Source organism: candidate division WOR-3 bacterium (assembly GCA_039803925.1).
In the GTDB taxonomy this organism is placed as follows: domain Bacteria; phylum Hydrothermota; class Hydrothermia; order Hydrothermales; family JAJRUZ01; genus JBCNVI01.
The window spans coordinates 39,533-60,652 of the sequence record JBDRZL010000011.1 but is presented as its reverse complement, the minus strand read 5'-3'; the positions used below and the strand labels follow the sequence as shown (position 1 = coordinate 60,652).

The window sequence follows — 21,120 nt, the reverse complement described above, 5'->3', positions numbered from 1 at the left end:
TTAATTGCTCCTACTTATGTTTTAACAATTCCAGGGAAATTAAAAATGGTTATTGATAGATTTTTGTGTATTTACGAAGTTATAAAAGATTTAGAAATAAAACCTGCTATGAGTATAGGTGTCGCGTCTCCTATTGACTGGGATCAGTTTGAACTTCCTTTTATGAATATATTTTTACTTTCTCTCGGTTATAAAGTTACCGATAGTTTTTTGTTATACGGTGCAGGACCCGGAGAAGTTTTACTTGACGAGAATTTATATAAAATTGATGAAGGAATAAATAAAATTTTAAATTTTCAAGAAAAACCTTACGAATCAACCATTTCTGATAGATGTCCTGTAGATTATAATAAAAATTTTGAGCATATTAAGGGAGAAAAATTTAGATGTCCTTTTTGTTTAACTCCCTGCTATTTAAGAAATAACTCTTTCTATTTTGATGAAAAAGATTTAAATAAAAACAGATGGACAAAAGAAAAAATGAAGGAACATTTTGAAGAATGGATTTTAAAAACTAAAGAAAGATTTAAGGAATTACTCCCCAAGATAATAGAAAGTAAAAATAAAATTGGATTATAAAATGTTCTATCTAACTCTTATTTTACTTTTATTTTCTTCTTGTTTTCATAAAAAAAATTTTTTAATTCAGGTGAATAAAAAGGGGGGACTTATAGGATTCTATGAAGAATTTATCCTTATAAATAATGAGTTGATTTACAGAGATAAAAATAAAAATATTGAAATTTTATCAAAAATTCCAGAAAATAAAATAAAAACAATTAAAGAAATTATAGGAAATCTAAAAGAAGGCACCTTCGGAAGATATTACCCTGATTGCATAATTTATGAAATTATTTTAAAAGATAAAAAAATTATATATATTCCTGGATTTGACACAAAAGAAGAAAATCTTGATAAATTGATTGAAATTTTAAATGAAATTATTCTAAAATAAAAATTAATACAAAATGAATTACAGGTTTTATTATTCTTTTCTTGTTTTAATCTTTTTTTTTTCAATCATTTAACTATGCATTAGATATTGAAAAATACCCATTCTATAAAGAGAATACAGAATTTCTTCTTGATAGTTGGAAATATAATTTTGGCTGGAAAACTCTCGGTGGCGGGTATATAAGACATATTTTACTTTTAACTGATTCTAATATTATAGATATAGAAACAAAAGAAATTTCAAATACGCCTGGTTACCCAAGGGTTTCCTATATTTCTGAAATTTTGGAAGGATATCTTGAAGAGAGTTCAGAGGAAAAAATTTTAAGATTACCATTAGAGTTAATAGCTGCTATTATTCTTAGTAAACTCTTACCTTCACCAGAGGAAAGGATGCAGGAAGAAATTAAAAAAGTTATAGACTTAACATCTAAAAATCCAACTGCTGAAAATTTTATAAATGCTATAAAAGTTATACTTAAAGGAAGTGAAGTAAAACATGTATGGAAATATAGGGAAATAACAAATATTGATATTAAAAGAAAAAGAAAAGAAGTTCATTTCAAATTTGTATCAAATAATAAAAAGCAAGATTTTATATCAAAATATGAAAGCGAAAAGACAGCTCAAATAATTGAAAATATTTTGAAAAATTTATTGACTCGTAAGAGGGGAAACAAAAATAGTGAGTAAAATCATTTATTAATTTATAAAAAAAATTATTACAATTGCAGGAATTTTGGAGGAATTTAATAACTATGTACATTTAGTTTTTCTTTAATACATTAGTGGATACTATTTGATAAAAACTATTTTGATTGATTGAAATTTTAAATGAAATTATTTTAGAATGAAAAATGAGCTTTAAAACAATTATAGTAAAAGGTTCCAGTTTAAAAATCTTAATTTTTTATTTCCTAATTTTATTTTTTTTCATAAATGATATTTTTGCTCAAGAAGACATCAAAGGAAGTAAAGATCATCCTGTTATATCAAGATATCCTGGTTCTTTTATCTATCATTATGAAGTAAAAGATTTTGATGAGTTTTATATACTTCTCGGACCTTTAAAATCTCCAAGTGATTTTGATATACAGAAGGCAAAAAAGGAAAAAATAGAAGGTAAAGTTACAAAAATTCAGTACCAGTCACCAAAAGAAAGAAGTCCCTTTGAAGTTTTCAAAAACTATGAAGAAGCAGTTAAAAAAGCAAATTTTGATATACTTTATTCTGCAAGAGGAAAGGAAATTGCTGGAATAAGAAAATTTCTTGACCCTTATTTCTGGAATATATACGCCACACAGGATGATGAAAATAATTTCTTTTATCTATCTGCAAAAAATAAAACTAAAAATTTGGCATTATCAATCTGTGTTCTTCCAAGTTTTGATGGACCAAAGGTATTCCTTGGAATTGTTGAGTTTAAGGAAATGGAAAAAGGACTTATAACAGCTAAAGATATATATGAAAGAATAAAGAGTGAAGGGCATATTGCTATCTATGGAATATATTTTGATTTTAATAAAGCAGATATAAAACCGGAATCTGAGCCTACCCTAAAAGAAATCGCAAAATTTTTAAAAGAACACCCTGAAATAAAACTATATGTTGTTGGACATACAGATAATGTGGGAAAACTTGAATATAATATGGATTTATCAAAAAAAAGAGCAGAAGCTGTTGTTAGAGAATTAACTGAAAAATACGGAATAGAAAAAGAAAGACTAAAACCTTTTGGAGTCGGACCTCTTTCCCCTGTTGCATCAAATAACACTGAAGAAGGAAGAGCTAAAAATAGAAGAGTTGAATTAGTTGAAGAATAAATTATAATTTTGATATCTTTTATAATTATATATGAAAATAGGAAGATTTGAAGTTATGGCAACACTTCAAGCAGCAAGAGCCTTCTGCCTCGGAAAACCACTAAATGAAGCAAAAAGCTTCGGACTTAATAGAGCCATATTTTATGCTGCTGCAAAAAGGGGGTTTAAACATAAAATAAGAGAACCCAGAAAAGAAATAACCCAAAAAGAACTTGAAAAAATTAAAGAAAAATTAGAAGGCGAATTTAAAATTGATAGAATCGGTGATGAATACGCATACTGCATTGAAAAAGAAGGAAAAAAATATTATGTAATTGGCAAGGAAATTCTTACCGAAGAAGAATTTCAAAAACAAATTGAAAGAAAATTCAAAGGTAACTGGGAAAAAGCTTTTGAAGAGGCAGTAAATATCTGTAAATCCTATGAAAAAGGAATCTTACTTTCACAGAGAAGCTTCTATGAAATTGTCTATAAACCAAGAAGAGACGAACTCGCAAAAAAATGGAGCGAAATCTTCTAACTGATACAATAAAAGCTAAATTGAAGAATTTATACTAAAATTTAAAAATTGAAAATTTCCATGGCTCAGGTATCATTAAAAACATTAAACTGGAACCCAATATAATCATATTTTTAAAGAAACTTATCATATCCATCGTTTTTGCCATAGGATCAGTTACAGCCCAGAAATTATGCATCATTAAAGTCACTGGAATATAAAATATAACAAGAGCTAAAATTCCAATCTTTGGATAAATTCCCAAAAGTATAAAAAGACCACCAATCAAAAGCAAAAAACCAGTGAATAAAACAGCAACAACTGGAAAAGGAACACCTTTTGAACCAGCATAAGCAGCCATTGCTGAAAGTTTAGTAAAATGATTTAAACCAAATAAAATATGGAATAAACCAAAAAGAATTCTGCCTATTAAAAAGGCTATTTCCATATTTTTCCTCCTTTTTTAAAAAGGGATTTGAACCCTTAAATTAAATTAAGAATTTCTAAAGCAGTTTCTTTCCACAGATAGGAAATATAATTTTCTTTCATATAATTAACAAGCTCTCTGTAAATTCTATTTAAATTATTCTTATCTCTCTTATCTTTAGAATTTTTAAGTTTTTCATATTCAGGATGTTCACTTTTCCATTTATCTATTAACTCATAAGCCTTTTTTGGCCTTTCTATCCATATAGAAATTTCCTTAAATTCTGAATCATAAAAAATAAAAACCGGTATTTTTTTAATACCTCTTGAATAAAGCTTTTCTTCAAGATAAGAATTTAAAGACCTTATAAATATCCTTAAATTTACATTTTCTTCTTCAAAAATTTTCTTAACTATAGGTAAATTACAGGCAGAATCTCCACAAAAAGGTTCTGTTACACATAGAACATTCATTGTTCCATATTTTTCTATCCTTTTCCTTATCTCTTTTTTTATATCATCATTAATAACCAATTTACTATATATTTCCTCTGTTATATCCTTTAAATCAGACATTTTTTTAATATAATCTTCAAAAGATAAACCCCTATCAAAAAGATCTTTCTCTATCATTCCTGTATCTCAACTTCAGCTTCATCAGCATTAAAATTTACCTCCTTGTGTGTTCCGTCACAGAAGGGCATATTTTTGCTGTGACCACATCTGCAAAAAGCTATAACCTGCAATTCCTTTTCCTCTACACTATCACCTTTTTTAATTATTATTTTCTTCGCTTTATCAAACATCAAAACATTGGGACCATTTTTCTTTGAATTTATTTTCATAATTCTCTTTACTCCTTTTTTAAAGGATTTGAACCCTTATCAAGTAAAAATTTCTTTAAATATAAAACAAAAAGTATATCTTTTAAACGGGAAATTTTTTCCTTTACTTCAAAAAGTTTTATCCCATTCTCTTTAACAACACTAAAAATTTGAGATTCAATTTCTGAGATTTCTTTAACTTTTTCAATTATTTTGTAAATTTTTTCAAGATCTACACCACTATTTGCTAAATAATTCAAAATATCTATCAACTTCAAAGATTCTCCGTAATATTTTCCAGTCTTAGGACACTTAACTATTAAACCAATTTTTTCCAATTTCTTAATATGATCCTTTGAAAATTTATATTTCCTTTCAAGCTCAGAAAGGTCAACTCTTTCAAAAGTTAGATCAGAATATTTAACTATCTCTTCAAAAAGTAAAAGCAAAGATTTATCCTTCTTAATACGGGAAAGAAAAGACTTAACCTCAGGAAGACTCATTCTGTATTTCTCCCTCATCTCCAAAATAAGCCTCAAAATCTTAACACTTTCTAAACAGTATAACCTGTGCCCCCCCTTTGTTCTCTTCGGAAGAATAAGACCCTCTTTTTCATAATACCTCAACTTACTCTCCGAAACTTTATCAAAATACTTTTTTAAATACTCTATTACCTCACCTATTGTCATTAAATTTTTATTTAAATCTGAATTTAAGTTCATATTTTATTATACCCTCTTAAAAATAAAATTTCAAGTTAAATTTAAATTTAATTTATTTAAAAATTGCAGGGAAGATTATTACTACCCTTTCGATAAAAAGGCCGAGTATTATTAAAAGGGAAAAGAAACTTAAAAGTTTTTTATTCAACTTTGAGCTTTTAGGTGCAAGTGTCAGAAATGGGATTAAAAAGGAGAACAAAATTATAAGAGGAGAAAGAAAATTGAAAGGAAACTCCGAGGTTCTTCTAATAAGAAAATGGGTTTCTTCAGGTAAATTTCCGTACCAAATCACAAGATACTGTGCAAATAATAAACCAGCCCACATCAGGGAAAAGCCAAATATCATTGAAGAATTTTTGTAAAGAATTTCTTTATCTTCCATTTTAATTACATAAAAATGATTCAGGCACAGGGAAATATAAACACTTTCTATAAAAAAGTAAGCACCATAAAGAGTAGAATAAAAGGGATATTCAAGAGATAAAATTAAATCAAAAGCAAAAAGGGATTGGCTTATTACAAAGCTTAAAAGGTATAAATGGGCATTCTGACCTCTTATTTTTCTTTTAAAAACTAAAGCAAAATAATAAGAAATTAGAAGGAGTAAAAAATTTCTGATAACAAAGAAATAAGGGTTAAACCAGATTCCCTTTTTACCTATCCAGGGGTAATACTTTGTAAAAGGTATAAAAAGAAGAGTTATAAAAGGCATGAATATTAAAAATTTTGTCACTTTTAAATGTTCACCCTTTAGTTTTTTTAGCCATTCTCCCCTTGAAAGGAAGGATATTGCCTGCAGTGCAGGAAGTCCATAAAAAATCTGTATAAGAAAAGAATAAATAGTTAGAATTAAAAAAAATAAAACCTTCATTTTTCCTCTATTTCAATTATATATTCATTTTTAAATTCTTCACCCTTTAAAATCTTATTTAAGTTTAAACCTTTTAAAATTAAAAAACCGATAAAGGAAAAAACAGCACCAAAAAGAATTACAAGTTCATAGTAAATAATTATAAATGCAGGTATTGAAAGGGGTTTTTTACCTCCAAGTATTTCATTCCATTCAAGAGATGATATTGTTGTTAAAAAAATACCCATAAGAAATCCTGTAATTGAACCAATAAGTGTAAAATATTTCACAACACCCTTATCTCTATCGTGAAAATTTTTCACAGGGCAGGGAGTAAAAGTCTTAATTTTTTCTCTTCTTATCCCTCTTTCTATCAGTTCCCTGTATTTTTCTAAAAATTCTTTTTCACTATCAAAGGTGATTCTCATTTTCCTCCTCCTTTATTTCTGTTATTGAAAGAAATGGGAAAATTTTTATAAAAATTAAATACAGGGTAAAAAATAATCCAAAACTTCCAATAGTTATTCCTATTTCAATTAAACTGGGTGCATAACTACCCCAGGCATAGGGATTATAATCCCTTGATAAAGACGAAGTTACAATTACAAACCTTTCATACCACATTCCGATATTTACAAATATTGATAAAACAAAAAGATAAGGTATATTCCTTCTTAATTTACTTACAAAAAGAGTAAGGGGTATTACAGAATTACATAGAATCATTATAAAAAAGAAAATTTTTGCGCCACCTAAAGCTCTGAATCTAAAAAGTTCTTTTTCAAAGGGATTTTCCCCGTAAAAGGCTAAATAAAATTCTAAAATGTAAGAATATGTTACTATAAGGGAAGTAAATAAAAGAATTTTTGAAAGGTCATCAAAATGCTCTTCCCTTATATAATTTTCAAGTTTTAAAATTTTTCTTAAAGGAACTGTTAAGGTAATTACCATTGCAGAACCAGAAAAAATTGCTCCTGCAACAAAATAGGGTGCAAAAATTGTTGTATGCCATCCCGGTAAAATACTCATTGCAAAATCCCATGAAACTACAGAATGAACAGAAACAACAAGGGGAGTTGCAAAAGCAGCCAAGTACAAATAAAGCTGATTATAATTCTCCCACTCTCTTTTTGTTCCCTTAAAACCAATAGAAAGAATTTTATAAAACAGATTCCTTACTTTATCCTTATAATACCTCGCTGCAATGGCAAGATCCGGTATCATTCCAACATAGAAAAAAATTAAACTAACAGTTAAATATGTGCTAACAGCAAAAACATCCCATATAAGAGGAGATTTAAAATTAACCCATAAGTGCCTTTGATTTGGATAAGGCAAAAGCCAGTAAAATTTCCAGACTCTTCCAAGATGTATTAATGGGAATAAACCAGCTACCATTATTGCAAAAACTGTCATTGCTTCTGCTGAGCGATTAAATCTTGAGCGAAATTTTGCCCTTAATAGAAATAATACCGCTGAAATAAGTGTTCCTGAATGTGCAATTCCTACCCAAAAGACAAAATTTGTAATATAAACCTTCCATCCAACAGGATTTGTTTTTCCAGAAACTCCAATACCTCTTATAATCTGATAACTCCAACTCAAAGCACCTGTAAGGAGCATAAGAAGTGAAACAGTTAAGCAAAAAATATAAAATTTATCAACTTTCCACAAAATTGATAGAATATCCCTTTCTATTTTTTCAAATTTTTCTTTCATTATTTTTTATATAATATACCGAGGGTTCAACTCCAAGTTCTTCTAAAATCCTGAAACTTTTTTCCTTTGATTTTTTATAAACTTCTGAATTTTGATCTTTTAAGTTACCAAAAATTATTGCCTTTGTCGGACAAGTTTGCATACAGGCTGGAATAACTTCACCATCTTTTACATCTCTACCCTCATCTTTCGCCCTATCCTTTGCTTTCCTTATTCTCTGAATACAAAAAGAACATTTTTCCATAACTCCCTTTGGTCTTATAGAAACTTCAGGATTTGTCATTAACTTTAATTCCTCTGTAAAATACAAATAAGGAGCACTTTTTTTATCTGACCAGTCAAACCAGTTAAACCTTCTAACCTTGTAAGGACAGTTATTAGAACAATATCTTGTCCCAACACACCTGTTATAAACCTGAACATTTAAACCTTCTGGATTATGATAGGTAGCAGAAACAGGACAAACAGGCTCACAGGGTGCATAATCACAATGCTGACATAACATGGGAACAAATTCAAATTTATCATTGTTTATATAGGGTTCTATCCTTATCCATGACATTTCTCTTCCCTTTAAATGCTCCTCATAACCTGTACAGGGGATATTATTTTCTACAAAACAAGCTGCCACACATGCAGAACACCCTGTACATTTATCAAGGTCTATAACCATAGCCCATCTGTATTTAAGGTGCTCATGCTCACCATATATACTTTTCAAATATTCAGATTTTTTCTTAATATCATCATGTTCTTTAACATCATGTTTCAAAATTCTTCCATAATCTAAAAATGAACCTGAAAGTATTGGTAAATTTTCCCTTCTTCCTGTTTTTTCTATACTCTCTAAATTAAAATAAACAATAAAATCCTTTGTATTCTCTTTTACACTGAAAGAACCATCATAAAAATTAATATCAAGAACAAAGACACTTTCTTTTAAAAACTTTGTTATAAAAATAGGTAATTTTAATTCTTTTCCTTCATAACTTAGAGAAACCTCATCACCATTTTTTAAACTTCTTTTATTTGCAAAATCTTCTGAAACATAAAGAAATTTCCTATAAGAAATTGTGCTTAAAGGATCAGGAATCTCATTTAAAAGCATAATTGAAGAAGATCTTCCATCGTAAAATCTTAAAGAAGGCACCACTATTAAAGTGTTTTTAAAAGAAATTTCTTTTATATTAAAGTTTTTAATTTCTTTTAATACATTATCCTTTTTAAATTCAAAACTCAAAACCTTATCTAAAACAACATAACCCTTTTCAAAAATTTCCCTTTTTCTTTCACCTAATATATTATTGAGTTCCTTTTCAATATAACTTTCAAAATTTAATGCTTCTATTTTATTATCAATTTTTAGAAGGTCGAATATTACATCACCAAAAGATTTTGTATCATAAATTTTTTCCATTAACTTTTCCTGAATAACAAAAAAGTTTTTAAAAGTTTCAGAAAAACCGCTAAATTCTGGAGAAGTTGAAAGGGGAAGAATAATATCAAACTTATCAATATTATCAATATATGTATCTGAAAATAAAACTTTAATTTTAAAACTTTTTAAGAATTTCTCTAACTTTTCTTTTCTCAGAAATTTAAAAATATTAATATTGTTTACAAAAAGTATATTATTTTCCTCGCCAGAAGCCTTATCAATTTCTCTTTCTATATCCTCAGAAAAATCAATATCTTCAAACCCGTAAGAATGATAAAAATCTATCACCTCAGGATAATTTCCTTTTAAATAGTTGAAAATATTCACAAGTATGTTTAGATAAAAACCATTCTCTGTCATTGAAGATATATCACCAGCTACAATAAGGGATCTTAAATTCAAAGATTTTTCCTCAATTTCTTTCAAAAGATTTTTATCCACACCTGAATTTTCAGCAACAAAATCAAGTTCATAAGAAGGTAAATACTCTAAAATTTCCTTAAACTCCCCTTTTCTCTCAATAAGTTTTCTTAAAAGATAAATCATAATAAAAATTTCAGATTCAGGTTTTAATATTATTCTTTTATCAGAATTCATTCCTGTAAGGGAAAAATGGGGTTCAAAATGGTACCACTCAAATTTCCTTTCAGAAAAGAATTTAGAAAAAGTTAACGGATTCAAAAAACCTTCAAGAAAACTTGTGCCAAAGGTTAAGAGAAAATCAGCTTTATCAAAATGATAAAAAGGTATATCCCTTATTCCAAAACATATTTCATTAGCCTTCCTTATATTTGAAAAATTGAAAAATTCAAAATAAATTCTTTTAAAATTATACTCTTTACAGAAACTCTCAGTTAAATTCTTCAATGAACTCTGTAACTTTCCTGTTAAAAGGTAATTTTTTCCATTTTTTAAATTTTCCGTTAAAATATTATAAACTGAAGACCAATCAGATTTTTTAAAACCTCCTTTTTCCTTTAAAATTACATCCTTTAATCTCTTTTCACTGAAAGTTCTCTGCAAGGAAGCCTGACCCCTTATACATAGAGATCCACCTGTAAAGGGAAAAGAAGATAAACCTTCAAATTTTACAGGATAAAATTTTCTTTTTCCCTTATAAACTTTATCATAAAGTTTTGCCTCAACTGGACACATATAAGGACATTCCATACATACTGTTTTCTTATAAACCGGTTCACCTGGAATAAAACCTTCCTCAGGGGGAATTAAAAAAGGAATTAATTTTTCAGAAGTATCCTTTAAACCGCATGATTTTGCAAAAAAGGAAAAAGATGTTAAACCAAGAAATTTAATAAAATCTCTTCTTTTCATTTTTTCCTCCTATTTATGGCAAACACTGCAATCTCTTTCAGCACCATTTATCTCATGACACTTTACACAGAAACCCATTCTCATTGACCTTACCTTTCTTACAACATCCATTGCCTTTATTTCACCGTGACAGAAAGTACAATCTATTCCCTTTTTTATATGTCTTTTGTGAGAAAAATAAACCCAATCTTTAAATTTATGAACCTTTACCCAGGGAACAGCCTCTCCCTTATTATAGTATGTTGTAAGTTTAATAATCTCCGGAGAATCTTTTTTAACACTTTCGTGACAGGTCATACATAAGCTAAGAGGAGGAGGTAGAGTAAAAGTTGACTCTTCTACCTTTTCATGACAAAAAACACAATCAAGGGAAAGTTTATAGGCATGAATTTTATGGGAGAATTTTATAGGCTGTATAGGAGAATTTTCCCTTTTTTCAATAATACTCATATAGAAAATAAAAATGATAGCAAAAATTAAAAGGTAAAAAGCATAAAAAATTTGAAAAAATTTACTCATATTTTTTTAACTCCTCCATAAGATATTCAATAACAGCATCTATTTCTTTATCTTTTAATCCAAGATTGGGCATAGGAGGATAGAGAGGATTAATTTTAGAAGGATTTTTTATAAAAGACTTAAGTTTTGCGAGGTCTCTTTTATATTTTGGTAAAACTTCTTTAAAGGGAGGACCTACAACTTTCTGTTCAAAGGAGTGGCAAGAAGTGCAAAAATCATCAAAAACTTTTTTTCCTTCTATACCCTTTTTCTCTATTATCTTCTCTTCCGGTTCCAAAGCTTTTAGCTCTTCACTTTTAAGGAAAAACTTTTCTTTATTAACAAAATAAAAAACTTCTAAATCTCTTGAAATAAAAAGGGGAAGTGTTAATAAAAAAATGAATAAAAATTTTATTTTATTATTTTGTTTGTTTAAATTTAAAACAAGTAAGTAAAGGGAAAACAAAAATATTATGGAAAGATAAAAATAAGGTTTTATGAGGGAAACATCCGGAAGTGTTATAGTATCCCAGAAGTAAAAAATAGGAGATAAAAAAAGGAAAAAGTAAAACATTTTCTTTTTAATTTTAAAAAAGGAATAAAGCAAAGATAAGAATATAAAAATAGAAAAAAATTTTGCGAAAACATTAAAGGAATAAAGTATATCTCCTAAACTTTTAACAAAAAGCATTTTCTCAGAATCAAGATAAAGTGTTATTGAAGAGGAAAAGAAAAAAAGTGAAAAGAGAAAGAGAATAAAAGAAAAATTCCTGTTATAAAGAACTTTAAAGCTAATTGAAATGTATGAAAATATGTAAAATATAAAAGCAAAAGAAAAGTAGGGATTTTTATAACCAGTTAAAACATAAAGAATAACTATTAATATCAAAAGAGGTATAAAGAAAATAATGAGTTCAAAAAAAGTATTTAAAAAAATTCTTTTTTTATCAAAAATATAATAGATAAATAAAAAATATGATAAAAAAACAAGTAGATAAATCAAGGGAAGAGAATAAACCAAAATATTAAGGAGTTCTAATTTCATAGAAATTTTAAATTTAATTTTAAAAAAATATTAATCTAAAATTCAAATAGTATTAAAGAGGCGACTTGAAGGGTATTTATCCTTTTATCTCAAAATCATTAGAGTTATAATCAAAAAAAGAGTATAGTAATTAATAAAAGAAAAGATCCTTTTAAAATTTTTTAAATTTTTAATATAAGAAAAGATTAATAATAAATAAATTGCTGTAAATAAGGAAAAAATTAAATAAATTTTACTATGAACAATTCCAAATAAAGGAAAACTCAAAGTAAAAAGTAAAGCTCCTGAAATTAAATTGTAAAGAATTATACTTATTTTATTTTCATCAAAAATATCCTTAATTGTTCTGAAACCTGCTTTTTTATAGTCATCACTCATAATATAGAATAAAAGCATAAAATGGGGAATCTGCCATAAAAGAAAATAAAGGGAAAGGGATAATATAGTGGGAGAAAAGGGATCACCACCTGCTGAAACCCACCCTATAAGAGGAGGCAGGGCTCCAATTATGGAACCAGGCAAAAAAGCATAAGGAGTTTTTCTCTTTAAAGGCGTATAAATAAAAATATAAATAAAAAAAGTAATAAAACCAAGAATAAATGGAAAAACTCCAAATTTAAAAAAAATTAAAATTAAACCTAAAGTTATAAGAAAAATAGAAATTAAAAGAGCAAAAAAAGGAGATATATCACCTTTAACAATAGGTCTATTTTTCGTTCTCTCCATTAACTTATCAAAATTCCTTTCAATATACTGATTTAAGGAAAGGGAGCCTGAAGATAAAAGATAAAGAGAAATAAAAATAAAAAATAAATCATAAAAGTTTTTAAATTTTATATAATAACCCAACAATCCTGAAAAAGTAGAAAGAAAAGCAATTTTAAACTTTGTTAATGAAAGATAAATTCTAATAAATTTCATTTAAGAGACTTTATATACTCAATAATAGCCTTTAATTCCTCTTCCTTTAACTCAGAAGGAGGCATTAAATTCTCATATCCCTTAACTACTTTTTTAGCTGGTTCCAATATTGACTCCTTTAAATATTCATCATCCGCAACAATCTCTACTTCTTTACCCGCTGAAACAACAACTTCCTTCTTTCCATACATTCCTTTAAAACTCGGACCTATTAACCTTGAACCGTCCGTTGAATGACAAGCAATACAAACCTTTTCTGAGACCAATTTCTTTCCTTTATCAACTAAATTAATATCAAAATCTAATTTTTCCTCCTTTTTCCCAGGAGCTTCTATTTTTTCTTCAGTTTTTTCCACTTTTTCTTCAAGTTCTTTTTCACCCTTAATCTTTGAATAAAATTTTTCTTCTTCTAAAACCTTTACCTTTGTTACCATATAAGAATGTAAATCACCGCAATATTCGGCACAAAGTAAATCATAAGTTCCTGTATCTTTTGGTGTAAGAGAAATATATGTTTCATAACCAGGAGGAAGATCCTCTTTGATCCTGAAAGCTGGAATATAAAGAGAATGAATAACATCCATAGTTTTCATTGTAAGTTTTACAGGCTTATTCAAAAGAAGATAAAGGGTGTCGCTTTTAAAACCATTTTCATATTCAAAAAGCCATGACCACTGCCTTCCTGTAACTTTAATTTCATAAGCATCAGGGGGAATATATCTCATCTTTTTAAAAACATAAAATCCATAATAAAACATTGATAGAACAATTACTGTAGGAATAAGAGTCCATGTAATTTCAAGAACTATATTATCTTTTACATCTTCTGCTTCTTTATTTTTTGAACTTCTATATTTGAAGATAAAAAAGAGCATTAAAAAAGTTATTAAAAGTAAGAGAAAAAAACCAATTCCACTTATATATAGAAATACATTATCAACATCCCTTGTAAAATTAGCCATTATACTCCTCCTCTGAAAGGATAATCAGAAAAAAGTAAAATCAGAATAATAATAAGTGAAGAAAGGGCAAATAAAACCATATATTTAAAAATCCTATCTTCATATTTAAGATGCATAAAATAAAGAACTACAAGGGTGGATTTTATTCCAGCAATTGTAATAGCAATAATTATTGATGAATTAAAAATTCTTAAAGGGGTTAAGCTTACTGTCAAAAATGTTAAAATAATAAGGCTAAGCCAGGTATAAAAATATAGGGAATATCCTGTTTCTTTATTTTCCATTTTTACCTCCTAAATTAGATAGAACAAGGGGAAAATGAATATCCAGGCAATATCAACAAAATGCCAATATAATCCAGCATTAAAAAGTTTTGTATAATCAACTTTCTTAACAATTTCCTCTTTCTCAATTAACCGGATATCAAGTTTAACTTCTTTAACATTTTCGTTAATTTCAATTCCAAGAATACTTTTCCCCTTTAAACTCTTTAGTTCCCTCCCCGATAGATTTATTTTCTTTCTTGGCTCTTTTAAATATATAAAAAACATCACAATAAAGATTATAACTCCGATAAGAACATGCAAACCATGGATACCTGTAATTACATAATAAAGATTAAAGAAGGAAGCTTCTCCCCTTGAGATACTGGTTAAAAAATCAGAACCAGGATATATTCCGTGTTTAATCTTGGCTGACCATTCAAAATATTTATTAACAAGAAACAAAAGAGCAAAAAATATTGTTAAGAAAATAAAAAATAGTGAATGACTTTTTTTACCTTTTTCAAAGGCAGCAATTGATAGGGCGACAGTTAAACTGCTTGTTAGCAAAATAATTGTATTTATTATTCCGATAGTTAAATTTAATTCTCTTGAACCTTTTACAAAATCTTCTGGGAAAGAATATCTAAAAACAGAATAAATAAGAAATAAACCACCAAAAAATAAAAGTTCAGAGAATAGAAAAAGCCACATTCCAATTTTAGCACCTTTTATATCCCTGTGGATATTAACAACTTCTAATACTTTTTCCATTTTTGCCCCCTTTAAAATCCTATACTTTTAATTTTTCCCTGATTTTTTTAAAATCATAAGGTTCATCGGGAGCAACAACTTCATAATCAAAATTTTCAGCCGGTGGAGGTGAAGGAATCTGCCACTCGAGGGTTACTCCTCCCCAGGGATTTTGTTCAGCTTTTTTACCTTTAAAAAGATGATAAACAAAATTGAAAACCATTAAAAATATACCAGGAACTAAAATCCATGAACCAACTGTTGCTACAAATTGAAGGGGTTCGTACTGGGGAAGATAATCATAATATCTTCTCGGCATACCCATTACTCCTAAAATCATCATTGAAAAATAAAGAATATTGAAGCCAATAAACATTAGAAAAAAGTAAATTTTTGCAAGAGTTTCATTATACATTTTTCCAAACATTTTCGGATACCAGTAATGCATTGCTGCAAAAAAACCAAAACCTACACCTCCAAACATAGTATAATGAAAATGAGCAACAACAAAATAAGTATCGTGAATGTGAATATCAGAGGCAAGTGCACCATTTATAAGTCCAGTTAAACCACCTATGGAAAACAAAAATATGAAAGCTAAAGCAAAAAAAAGTGGTGATTTTAAATTAATTGAACCCTTATATAAGGTTGCCACCCAGTTAAAAACCTTAACACCTGAAGGAACTGCAACAAGAAAAGTAAGTAAAGAAAAAATAATCCTTGCAAAATCAGCCATTCCACTTGTAAACATATGATGACCCCAGACAAGGTAACCTATAAAAGCAATAGCAAGGGAAGAAAAGGCAATTGCCTTATAACCTGAAATTCTTCTCCTCGCAAAAGTTGGAATAATTTCCGAAATAACTCCCATTGCAGGAAGAATCATTATATATACAGCTGGATGAGAATAAATCCAGAAAATATGCTGAAACATAATAGGATCCCCTCCTTTTGAAGGATCAAAAAGACCTATACCAAAAATTCTCTCTAAAATAACAAGGAAAAGAATAAGACCAACTATAGGAGTTGCAATTACCTGAATCCAGGAAGTTGCATATATTGACCAGACAAAAAGAGGAAGATTAAACCATTTAAAATTTTTTGCCCTTAATCTGTGTATTGTAGCAATAAAATTAAGACCTGTTAAAATTGATGAAAATCCAATAATAAAAGCTGCAAAGGCAGCAAGAGAAACATTGGTTCCTGTCCTTAAACTGTAAGGAGCATAAAAAGTCCAGCCAGTATCAGCAAAACCCTTTCCTGTATGAAGGGAAATTAAAGCAACTATTCCTCCAGAAAGAAATAACCACCAGGAGAGCAAATTTATCCTCGGAAAAGCAACATCCTTTGCTCCTATTAAAATTGGAAGAAAGAAATTACCCATAACAGCTGGAATTACAGGAATTACAAATAAGAATATCATTATAACTCCATGAAGGGTAAATACCTGGTTATAAGTTCTTGCATCAAAAATCTGCTTTCCCGTTTTCATAAGTTCAATTCTCATTAATAGTCCAAGGATAACAGCAACAAGGAAGAAAAGAGAAATGGTAACAAGATAAAGGATAGCTATCCTTTTATGATCAGTAGAAAAAATCCAGGAAAAAATTCCCCTAAATTTACTTTCGGATTTATAATAAGGTATATAAACTTCCATTTAATCCTCCCTTTTTCTTTTTTTAATCCATAAAGTTAAAAATAAGGCAAAAGAAATAACAAAAATCATAGAAAAAGTCATAAAAACTTTGATAAAGTTAAAAACATACTTTCTACCTTTTGGATCATAGGTAAAACAGAACCTGGTAGCTTTAACCCTGATTCCTCCAATTTTACCTTCTGATGCTTCATTTAGTGCCATTTCCATATCAAGGGGTAAAAGTTCAGGACCATATATGTACCTTACTATCTTTAAATCAGGCGAAATAAAAATATATGTAGAAGGGTGAATGAACATTTCTCCTTCTCTTTTAAAATAAAAACCAAGGGAACTGGTTAACCTGTATAGATTTAAAGAGTCTTTCAAGATTGTAAAATTGAGTGCCTCTTTATCAAAATCTTTATTTAAAGAGGCAAAATAATCCTTTTTAAGTTCTTTTGCCTTATTCACATCATCTTTAAGATCAAAACTGAAAACAATAATATAAAAATCCTTACCTAATTTTGAATTAATCTTTTCCAGATTATTAAAAATTTCATTAAGCATCATTGGACATACCATTTTACAACTATAAAAAACAGGAACAAAAACAAAAGGTTTTTTATTTAAAGAAATATCTTTTAGAGCGAACTCCTTTCCCTCTGAATTAACAAAATAAATATCTCCTGGCAAAAAAGAACCGATTTTTTCAACTACCCCAACTTCAGGGGTTTCATTTATTATTAAAAAAAACAGGATAAATTTAAACATTTTATGAAATTTAATTCTGGATTTGAACCTTTTTTAATTTTAAAATAATACTATAACCATTTTAAAAAATCAAGTAATTTACATTGAATTTTTAAAGTTTTTTCTTTATAATTGGATTATGAAAAAAATCTTAAGTGAAGAAGATATAATAAAAATAATTGAGAAAAAATTACCTGAAATTATTGAAAAATCTCCTATTTTCAGATTAAAGGTTGAGGAAATAATTAATAAAAGGGCAGTAACAAGAGAGGAAATAAAAGAAATACTCAATGAATTAAAAGCACAAAGAGAGGAATTAAGGGCTCTAAGGGAAGATACTAATAAAAGATTTGAGGAATTAAGAGAAGACACTAATAGAAGATTTGAAGAAATAAATAAGAGATTTGAGGAAATAAATAAAAGGTTTGAGGAAGTTGATAGGAGGTTTGAGCTTCTTACGAAAGAGATGAGGGATGGTTTTAAGATTTTAAGAGATGCTATAACTACAGTAGGGGCAAGATGGGGTATTTTTGCAGAGGAAGCTTTCAGGTAGAGTATGAAAGATATTTTAAAAGAACTTGGGTTCTATGATGTTAAGAAATGGGAGGATTATGATAAAGAGGGTATTGTTTTTGGTTATCCATAAACAATTGAGGTGGATCTTGTTATAAAAGATGATAAACATTATTTAATAGAGATAAAAAGCAGTGTATCGGATGGTGATGTTTTGAAGTTTAAAAGGATTGGGGAATTTTATGAGAAAAAAACCGGGGTAAAACCCGAACTTTTTATAGTTTCTCCTTACATAAGGGAAGAGGCAAAGGAAAAGTGTAAAGTTTTTGGAATAAAGTTTTATAAAAAAGATTAAAAATATGGAATTATACAAAAATTTTACTTTCGGAGAACTTTTAAATAAAATATATAAGGCAATCATAGGTTTTTGTTATCCTTTTACTTATCAGAATTATTGGAAAAAGAGCAAATACCCGGAATATATGAGATTAAGCTAAACATAAAGGAAAATAAACTTAAAAGGGGGTATATTTTTGTGAATTAAAGATAAAAAATTTTGAAACAAAGAGAAAATTTATTGTTTTTTAAAATAAAAGAAGGAGAGAAAAATTATTTAAAGAGTGATTCAATTTGATTTTTTTTTAAAGAAACCTTATAATTAAAACATAGTGCCGGGGTAGCTCAGTCGGTAGAGCACTGGACTGAAAATCCAGGTGTCCCCAGTTCGATTCTGGGCCCCGGCATTTATTTCAAATGAACTTCCTCCTTTTCAGAACAGATAGAATAGGTGATCTTGTTCTTTCCCTTTCTGTTCCTCAGGGTTTAAAAAGAAAATATAAGGATTCAAAAATTATCTTTGTTTGCAATCCCCTTTATAAAGAAATTCTTTTAAACCACCCTGATATTGACATAGTTACAGATTTTGATAATATTGATAAGGAAATAAAAAAGTTAAAAATTGATGTGTCAGTCCATATTTTTCCAAGATTTAAAGAATCCCTTTTTTCTTTTATAAAAAAAATTCCTGAAAGAATAGGAACTCTTTACAGATTCTATTCTTTTCTATTCAACAGAAGAATTCCTTTACACAGAAAAAACTGCGAATTCCACGAGTCCTTTTATAATGTTTTACTTTTAAAAAAAGCAGGATATGATATTGATTACTTTAAACCCCAATTATATCTAAAGGAAGAAGAAGTTTCAAAAATAAAAGAAAAATTTAAAAATTATAAAAAACCCTTTATTTTAATTCACCCTGAATCAAAGGGTTCTGCTCCTAACTGGAGTTTAACTAAATACAATGAACTTTTAAAAATTCTTGATATTGATGGAACTATTTTCATAACAGGAATCCAAAAAAATTTTGATTTTTTTAAAAAGGAAAACATCATAGATTTAAGAGGAGACTTTAATTTAAGGGAGTTTATAAACTTTATTTCCATATGTGACCTTGTTTTTGCTCCTTCAACAGGTGTTATTCATATAGCATCTGCATTGAATGTTAAAACAGTTTCAATATTCTCTGAAAAAATACCCTTTACCCCAAAAAGATGGGGACCACTTGGTGAAAGCATAGTTTTAAAAACAGAATTTAATAATCTTGAAAAAATTTCTGTAAATGAAGTTAAAGAAGCAATAATTTCATCACTTAAATAAAATTGAAAATATTAAAAAGTAAAAGTTATAATAAAAAAGCGGGGCCGTAGCTCAGTGGGAGAGCACCTGGTTTGCAACCAGGGGGTCGGGAGTTCAAATCTCCCCGGCTCCATTTTTCACTCCTCAAAACCATATCTCCCGATTAAAGGGACAAAAACACAGGGCCCGTGATATTCCCTTTTTAATTTGTTTCCTTCCTTTTTTATTTTTACAAGGTCCTGATAAAGTTTATCACCTATAGGCATAACTATAATTCCTCCTGGATTTAATTGCTCTATAAAAGGAGGAGGGACATCTGGAGCAGCAGCAGAACAGATTATACAATCATAGGGAGCAAAATCCATTAAACCTTCTGAACCATCACCCACATGAAAATAAACATTTTCTATAGAAAGTTCCTTAAGTTTTTCTCTTGCATAAAGAGATAAATCTTTAACCCTTTCAACAGTATAAACAAATTTATTAAGAAGACATAAAATTGCAGTTTCATAACCTGAACCTGTACCTATTTCAAGAACATGTTTGTTTTCATCAGGCTCTAAAAGTTCAACCATTAAAGCCACCATATAGGGCTGGCTTATTGTTTGACCCTCTAATAAAGGCAAAGGAGAATCATCATAAGAAAAAGACTTTATTTTATCTGGAACAAATAAATGCCTTGGAACAGCCAGAAAACTCTTTAAAACCCTTTCATCACATATTCCCCTTTCCCTTAACTGTTTATCTACCATTTCTTTTCTTAAATTATAAAAAGGATCATTTTTGCTATTGAACCTTTCTAAAAGTTCTCCTAATTTTTTATTCAAGTATTTTTTTTAATTTTTTTATTAACTCTATATCAGTTGTATCAAGTGTTAAAGGAGTTACACTCACAAAATGCTCAAGAACAGCCTTTACATCTGTTCCCTCCTCAGGAATTAGTCTCAATTTACCACCAATTTTGTAAATATTTTCATCAACTTTCTCAATTGGATTTAAATAGTGTCTTTTCCCAAGTTTTGTAACCTTAATTCCCTTTATTTCTTCAATTTTTAAATCATATAAGTTTATATTTAATAAAAATTTATTTTTGTAAACTTTACTCTCAATTATTTTTCTTAAAATTAAATCAAGATAATATTCACCTCCTTCATAACAAGGCTCATTATATGGACCAACTGAAAAGGCTATTGAAGGAAGATCATAAAGATAACCTTCCCTTGCAGCTGCAAGAGTCCCTGAATAAAATGTATCCTCCCCAAGATTAAATCCATAATTTATTCCCGAAACAAGAAGTTGAGGTTTCTCCTCTAAAATTGCTTCCATAGCAACTAAAACACAATCTACAGGGGTTCCATCAACAGAATAAAAATTTTCCCTTATTTTATTAACTTTTATATTTTTCCTTAAAGAAATTGAATGGCTTGAACCCGATCTTTCTTCTGATGGAGCTACAACAATAACTTCCCCAAAATTCTTTAAAATCTTTAAAGCCCTTCTTAAACCCTCTGCCTCTATTCCATCATCATTAACAAGGAGAATTTTGAGTTTATCCAT

25 protein-coding genes, 2 tRNA genes and 1 pseudogene are annotated in these 21,120 nt (G+C 28.4%); 10 read left to right on the top strand and 18 right to left on the bottom strand.

Features of this window, described 5'->3' with window-relative positions:
- From ABIN17_05880 to ABIN17_05860, 5 genes are all read left to right on the top strand, one after another.
- On the top strand, positions 1 to 579 hold a 579-nt coding region (locus ABIN17_05880), incomplete at its 5' end, for a hypothetical protein (protein ID MEO0284584.1).
- A 1-nt stretch (position 580) separates the two neighbouring features.
- A complete protein-coding gene (locus tag ABIN17_05875) occupies positions 581 to 955 on the top strand; it encodes a hypothetical protein (protein ID MEO0284583.1) in 375 nt (124 codons plus the stop codon).
- A 284-nt stretch (positions 956 to 1,239) separates the two neighbouring features.
- Complete coding sequence (locus tag ABIN17_05870) at positions 1,240 to 1,647, top strand: hypothetical protein (protein MEO0284582.1); 408 nt, start codon at positions 1,240 to 1,242, stop codon at positions 1,645 to 1,647.
- Between the two features lie 164 nt (positions 1,648 to 1,811).
- On the top strand, positions 1,812 to 2,777 hold the full coding sequence (locus tag ABIN17_05865) for an OmpA family protein (protein ID MEO0284581.1): 966 nt from the start codon (positions 1,812 to 1,814) through the stop codon (positions 2,775 to 2,777).
- Positions 2,778 to 2,808: 31 nt separating this feature from the next.
- Entirely contained in the window at positions 2,809 to 3,297 is a 489-nt protein-coding gene (locus tag ABIN17_05860) for a hypothetical protein (GenBank protein ID MEO0284580.1), read from the top strand.
- Between the two features lie 34 nt (positions 3,298 to 3,331).
- Here ABIN17_05860 and ABIN17_05855 read toward each other — a convergent pair whose 3' ends face one another.
- The 16 genes from ABIN17_05855 to ABIN17_05780 all read right to left on the bottom strand — a co-directional run bounded on the left by ABIN17_05855 (position 3,332) and on the right by ABIN17_05780 (position 17,436).
- Entirely contained in the window at positions 3,332 to 3,724 is a 393-nt protein-coding gene (locus ABIN17_05855; GenBank protein ID MEO0284579.1) for a DoxX family membrane protein, read from the bottom strand.
- Positions 3,725 to 3,759: 35 nt separating this feature from the next.
- On the bottom strand, positions 3,760 to 4,335 hold the full coding sequence (locus ABIN17_05850; protein MEO0284578.1) for a thioredoxin family protein: 576 nt from the start codon (positions 4,333 to 4,335) through the stop codon (positions 3,760 to 3,762).
- Positions 4,332 to 4,547, bottom strand: a complete 216-nt coding sequence (locus ABIN17_05845) for a CDGSH iron-sulfur domain-containing protein (GenBank protein MEO0284577.1) — start codon at positions 4,545 to 4,547, stop codon at positions 4,332 to 4,334. Before ABIN17_05845 ends, ABIN17_05850 begins: the two co-directional genes overlap by 4 nt.
- A gap of 8 nt (positions 4,548 to 4,555) precedes the next feature.
- Positions 4,556 to 5,248, bottom strand: a complete 693-nt coding sequence (locus ABIN17_05840) for a MerR family transcriptional regulator (GenBank protein ID MEO0284576.1) — start codon at positions 5,246 to 5,248, stop codon at positions 4,556 to 4,558.
- A gap of 52 nt (positions 5,249 to 5,300) precedes the next feature.
- The gene (locus tag ABIN17_05835; GenBank protein MEO0284575.1) at positions 5,301 to 6,119 is read right to left on the bottom strand and encodes a hypothetical protein; all 819 of its coding nucleotides are present in this window, start codon (positions 6,117 to 6,119) and stop codon (positions 5,301 to 5,303) included.
- A complete protein-coding gene (locus tag ABIN17_05830; GenBank protein MEO0284574.1) occupies positions 6,116 to 6,526 on the bottom strand; it encodes a quinol:electron acceptor oxidoreductase subunit ActD in 411 nt (136 codons plus the stop codon). The genes ABIN17_05835 and ABIN17_05830 overlap by 4 nt, the downstream gene beginning before the upstream one ends.
- On the bottom strand, positions 6,510 to 7,817 hold the full coding sequence (gene nrfD / locus ABIN17_05825; protein MEO0284573.1) for an NrfD/PsrC family molybdoenzyme membrane anchor subunit: 1,308 nt from the start codon (positions 7,815 to 7,817) through the stop codon (positions 6,510 to 6,512). Before nrfD ends, ABIN17_05830 begins: the two co-directional genes overlap by 17 nt.
- On the bottom strand, positions 7,801 to 10,587 hold the full coding sequence (locus tag ABIN17_05820) for a 4Fe-4S dicluster domain-containing protein (GenBank protein ID MEO0284572.1): 2,787 nt from the start codon (positions 10,585 to 10,587) through the stop codon (positions 7,801 to 7,803). The genes nrfD and ABIN17_05820 overlap by 17 nt, the downstream gene beginning before the upstream one ends.
- 9 nt (positions 10,588 to 10,596) lie before the next feature.
- A complete protein-coding gene (locus tag ABIN17_05815) occupies positions 10,597 to 11,106 on the bottom strand; it encodes a cytochrome c3 family protein (GenBank protein ID MEO0284571.1) in 510 nt (169 codons plus the stop codon).
- Complete coding sequence (locus ABIN17_05810; GenBank protein ID MEO0284570.1) at positions 11,099 to 12,130, bottom strand: cytochrome c; 1,032 nt, start codon at positions 12,128 to 12,130, stop codon at positions 11,099 to 11,101. The genes ABIN17_05815 and ABIN17_05810 overlap by 8 nt, the downstream gene beginning before the upstream one ends.
- Before the next feature lie 84 nt (positions 12,131 to 12,214).
- Entirely contained in the window at positions 12,215 to 13,051 is an 837-nt protein-coding gene (locus tag ABIN17_05805) for a UbiA family prenyltransferase (protein ID MEO0284569.1), read from the bottom strand.
- A complete protein-coding gene (gene coxB / locus ABIN17_05800) occupies positions 13,048 to 14,013 on the bottom strand; it encodes a cytochrome c oxidase subunit II (GenBank protein MEO0284568.1) in 966 nt (321 codons plus the stop codon). The genes ABIN17_05805 and coxB overlap by 4 nt, the downstream gene beginning before the upstream one ends.
- Positions 14,013 to 14,297 carry a cytochrome C oxidase subunit IV family protein gene (locus ABIN17_05795; GenBank protein ID MEO0284567.1) on the bottom strand — a complete coding sequence of 95 codons (285 nt, stop codon included), beginning with the start codon at positions 14,295 to 14,297 and terminating at the stop codon, positions 14,013 to 14,015. Before ABIN17_05795 ends, coxB begins: the two co-directional genes overlap by 1 nt.
- Before the next feature lie 9 nt (positions 14,298 to 14,306).
- Positions 14,307 to 15,050, bottom strand: coding sequence for a cytochrome c oxidase subunit 3 (locus ABIN17_05790; GenBank protein MEO0284566.1), 744 nt, complete (start codon positions 15,048 to 15,050; stop codon positions 14,307 to 14,309).
- Positions 15,051 to 15,069: 19 nt separating this feature from the next.
- Entirely contained in the window at positions 15,070 to 16,686 is a 1,617-nt protein-coding gene (locus tag ABIN17_05785; protein ID MEO0284565.1) for a cbb3-type cytochrome c oxidase subunit I, read from the bottom strand.
- Positions 16,687 to 17,436: an SCO family protein gene (locus ABIN17_05780; GenBank protein MEO0284564.1), complete on the bottom strand. Its 750-nt coding sequence runs from the start codon at positions 17,434 to 17,436 to the stop codon at positions 16,687 to 16,689.
- A gap of 118 nt (positions 17,437 to 17,554) precedes the next feature.
- On the opposite strand from ABIN17_05780, the pseudogene ABIN17_05775 reads away from it, so the two are divergent.
- From ABIN17_05775 to ABIN17_05755, 5 genes and pseudogenes are all read left to right on the top strand, one after another.
- Positions 17,555 to 18,061: pseudogene (locus tag ABIN17_05775) on the top strand (DUF3782 domain-containing protein).
- Positions 18,062 to 18,070: 9 nt separating this feature from the next.
- On the top strand, positions 18,071 to 18,283 hold the full coding sequence (locus ABIN17_05770) for a hypothetical protein (GenBank protein MEO0284563.1): 213 nt from the start codon (positions 18,071 to 18,073) through the stop codon (positions 18,281 to 18,283).
- Between the two features lie 315 nt (positions 18,284 to 18,598).
- Positions 18,599 to 18,671, top strand: a tRNA-Phe gene (locus tag ABIN17_05765).
- Between the two features lie 10 nt (positions 18,672 to 18,681).
- Positions 18,682 to 19,584 (top strand): glycosyltransferase family 9 protein, encoded by a 903-nt coding sequence (locus ABIN17_05760; GenBank protein ID MEO0284562.1) that lies wholly within the window; start codon positions 18,682 to 18,684, stop codon positions 19,582 to 19,584.
- Between the two features lie 40 nt (positions 19,585 to 19,624).
- Positions 19,625 to 19,696 (top strand) — tRNA-Ala (locus tag ABIN17_05755).
- Positions 19,697 to 19,700: 4 nt separating this feature from the next.
- Here ABIN17_05755 and ABIN17_05750 read toward each other — a convergent pair.
- Together ABIN17_05750 and surE are read right to left on the bottom strand one after the other, a co-directional pair.
- Positions 19,701 to 20,390 carry a protein-L-isoaspartate(D-aspartate) O-methyltransferase gene (locus tag ABIN17_05750; protein ID MEO0284561.1) on the bottom strand — a complete coding sequence of 230 codons (690 nt, stop codon included), beginning with the start codon at positions 20,388 to 20,390 and terminating at the stop codon, positions 19,701 to 19,703.
- A complete protein-coding gene (surE, locus tag ABIN17_05745; protein ID MEO0284560.1) occupies positions 20,383 to 21,120 on the bottom strand; it encodes a 5'/3'-nucleotidase SurE in 738 nt (245 codons plus the stop codon). The genes ABIN17_05750 and surE overlap by 8 nt, the downstream gene beginning before the upstream one ends.

What these genes read in the sequence shown, in the direction of transcription:
- ABIN17_05760 (MEO0284562.1), top strand. Translation starts at nt 18,682, where the DNA reads ATGAACTTCCTCCTTTTCAGAACAGATAGAATAGGTGATCTTGTTCTT.
- ABIN17_05820 (MEO0284572.1), bottom strand. Translation starts at nt 10,587, where the DNA reads ATGAAAAGAAGAGATTTTATTAAATTTCTTGGTTTAACATCTTTTTCC.
- ABIN17_05830 (MEO0284574.1), bottom strand. Translation starts at nt 6,526, where the DNA reads ATGAGAATCACCTTTGATAGTGAAAAAGAATTTTTAGAAAAATACAGG.
- ABIN17_05865 (MEO0284581.1), top strand. Translation starts at nt 1,812, where the DNA reads ATGAGCTTTAAAACAATTATAGTAAAAGGTTCCAGTTTAAAAATCTTA.
- ABIN17_05780 (MEO0284564.1), bottom strand. Translation starts at nt 17,436, where the DNA reads ATGTTTAAATTTATCCTGTTTTTTTTAATAATAAATGAAACCCCTGAA.
- ABIN17_05875 (MEO0284583.1), top strand. Translation starts at nt 581, where the DNA reads ATGTTCTATCTAACTCTTATTTTACTTTTATTTTCTTCTTGTTTTCAT.
- nrfD (MEO0284573.1), bottom strand. Translation starts at nt 7,817, where the DNA reads ATGAAAGAAAAATTTGAAAAAATAGAAAGGGATATTCTATCAATTTTG.
- ABIN17_05810 (MEO0284570.1), bottom strand. Translation starts at nt 12,130, where the DNA reads ATGAAATTAGAACTCCTTAATATTTTGGTTTATTCTCTTCCCTTGATT.
- ABIN17_05785 (MEO0284565.1), bottom strand. Translation starts at nt 16,686, where the DNA reads ATGGAAGTTTATATACCTTATTATAAATCCGAAAGTAAATTTAGGGGA.
- ABIN17_05845 (MEO0284577.1), bottom strand. Translation starts at nt 4,547, where the DNA reads ATGAAAATAAATTCAAAGAAAAATGGTCCCAATGTTTTGATGTTTGAT.
- ABIN17_05835 (MEO0284575.1), bottom strand. Translation starts at nt 6,119, where the DNA reads ATGAAGGTTTTATTTTTTTTAATTCTAACTATTTATTCTTTTCTTATA.
- ABIN17_05850 (MEO0284578.1), bottom strand. Translation starts at nt 4,335, where the DNA reads ATGATAGAGAAAGATCTTTTTGATAGGGGTTTATCTTTTGAAGATTAT.
- ABIN17_05860 (MEO0284580.1), top strand. Translation starts at nt 2,809, where the DNA reads ATGAAAATAGGAAGATTTGAAGTTATGGCAACACTTCAAGCAGCAAGA.
- coxB (MEO0284568.1), bottom strand. Translation starts at nt 14,013, where the DNA reads ATGGCTAATTTTACAAGGGATGTTGATAATGTATTTCTATATATAAGT.
- ABIN17_05855 (MEO0284579.1), bottom strand. Translation starts at nt 3,724, where the DNA reads ATGGAAATAGCCTTTTTAATAGGCAGAATTCTTTTTGGTTTATTCCAT.
- ABIN17_05815 (MEO0284571.1), bottom strand. Translation starts at nt 11,106, where the DNA reads ATGAGTAAATTTTTTCAAATTTTTTATGCTTTTTACCTTTTAATTTTT.
- ABIN17_05840 (MEO0284576.1), bottom strand. Translation starts at nt 5,248, where the DNA reads ATGAACTTAAATTCAGATTTAAATAAAAATTTAATGACAATAGGTGAG.
- surE (MEO0284560.1), bottom strand. Translation starts at nt 21,120, where the DNA reads ATGGATAAACTCAAAATTCTCCTTGTTAATGATGATGGAATAGAGGCA.
- ABIN17_05795 (MEO0284567.1), bottom strand. Translation starts at nt 14,297, where the DNA reads ATGGAAAATAAAGAAACAGGATATTCCCTATATTTTTATACCTGGCTT.
- ABIN17_05790 (MEO0284566.1), bottom strand. Translation starts at nt 15,050, where the DNA reads ATGGAAAAAGTATTAGAAGTTGTTAATATCCACAGGGATATAAAAGGT.
- ABIN17_05805 (MEO0284569.1), bottom strand. Translation starts at nt 13,051, where the DNA reads ATGAAATTTATTAGAATTTATCTTTCATTAACAAAGTTTAAAATTGCT.